The following is a 1,578-nucleotide window of genomic DNA, read 5'->3' as shown; positions in this document are numbered from 1 at the left end:
TAATTTTTTTCTTTCCGTGTATTGCACGGAAAAGTATAACTCTCCTCTCCATGTAATACGCGGCAAACTTGGCGTTTTTTTGTTAAGCAATATTTCGCCAACGGTATCCGTATCTCGGCGGCCACCCTCCTATCAAAAACGTAAGTTGCAGATTTCTTCAACCTTGAGCTTTTGGAGTTGCTTCAATGTCTCAGGTAAGTCTGGGAAAAGATAAAGCCCTGTTGCCTCGTCTCTGCTAATAGCGATCGCGCCCTTATGAATACGATCATAAATCCAGTATGGTGGAACTGACAAAGCTGTAGCAACTTGGGGAATTGTCAGATAACCAGAAATGCGGCGAGGATGAGACTGGCTACGATTGTGAAAAATGTGATGTTTGAGCCGCAAAGTTTTGACCGTACTAGGCAACAGAGTTTTGCCCAGTGGTGAGCGAGAACCAAGTTTAGTCAGGGTCAGAGCAATAGTTTGGTCGTCAATACCTTGTTGGCTCATAGCGATGATGCGATTTTCTAATTCAGTCGCTCCCGTCATTTCAGCAAATGAACCAACTGGAATAGTCAGATCAACAGTAGTAGAGTCACCACCTTTCCAAATAATCCGAATCCGAACTGTATCACGGACAACACGATGAATAACGACCTTATCAATAAGACAGCGTAGCAGAGATTTTTTTTGGACTTGTGTCAAGTTACCACTGTGCCAAAGTTCAGGGAGCTTTTGCCCAATGGCAATGAAAGCCGTTTTGAGTTCTTTTGGGATCTGGTCTACCGTTTGAGGCTGCTGATGTTTAGCATAGTAATCTTGAGCAAGCTTTAATTCGCGTAAAGCGTTTTCCCAACGAAGTTCAAGTTCCGCAGCTACCAATCGGTTATCTGGGTCAACTTGATTAAATTGTCTTTCGGCTAGTGCTACTTGATACTGCAAACGCTGTATTTGTTGAGAATGCGCCCGTTCCACTGTTTCTTGAGATTGCTGTTGGGTTTTGATAGCTTTGTGATAAGCATCTAGCTCTACAGCTGACAGAGCCTCAAAAAAAGCATGGACTACGTACTCATCAATTGCCAAAGCCGGAATATACTGACAAACAGGTACGCGATACTGTTGCCGCAAGTAGTTACAGATATAGGAGAGCGATTTTTTTCGGGGGAGATGGGCAACAAGCAGGGTCCTAAAAAATCAATCATCCCAAAGACCTTGAAACTTGGTAGATGCAAGTTCGGTGTAACGAACAGTATGCTGAATATTTTTATGCCCCAAATAACTCTGAATTGTTCGGGTTTCAATCCCTCGATTCGCCAGATAGTAACCTGTTCCATGCCGCAGCATATGAGCATGAATAGGGAAAGGCAAACCAGCTAATTTACCAGCCCGCTCAACAATGCCGGCGATCGTATCATGTGCCAATGGGCCAAGTCGAGACGGCTGGAAAATATAGGGACTAGCAGGATAATTGTAACGACCTGCAATACTAATCGCTCAAACCTGCAATCAAGACATTTACAAACCAGGATTATTTGCAACTATAATTACGCTTCAGCCAGGATTAAGGGTCTTGTCCACTTTTGGTGATCTAGGTTG

The 1,578-nt window shown here is 43.7% G+C and carries 2 protein-coding genes; both read right to left on the bottom strand.

Annotation, left to right across the window (positions count from 1 at the left end; translation table 11 throughout):
- Nucleotides 1–132: 132 nt before the first annotated feature.
- Nucleotides 133–1,110 (bottom strand): hypothetical protein, encoded by a 978-nt coding sequence (locus FNW02_RS38070; protein WP_225226335.1) that lies wholly within the window; start codon nt 1,108–1,110, stop codon nt 133–135.
- Nucleotides 1,111–1,176: 66 nt separating this feature from the next.
- Nucleotides 1,177–1,467 carry a tyrosine-type recombinase/integrase gene (locus FNW02_RS38065; RefSeq protein ID WP_348535527.1) on the bottom strand — a complete coding sequence of 97 codons (291 nt, stop codon included), beginning with the start codon at nt 1,465–1,467 and terminating at the stop codon, nt 1,177–1,179.
- Between the last annotated feature and the right edge of the window lie 111 nt (nt 1,468–1,578).

Origin of the sequence: Komarekiella delphini-convector SJRDD-AB1 (assembly GCF_014831675.1) — a bacterium.
Lineage (GTDB): Bacteria > Cyanobacteriota > Cyanobacteriia > Cyanobacteriales > Nostocaceae > Komarekiella.
The sequence above is the reverse complement of the archived record's forward strand: the minus strand, read 5'-3'. Positions and strand labels throughout refer to the sequence as shown.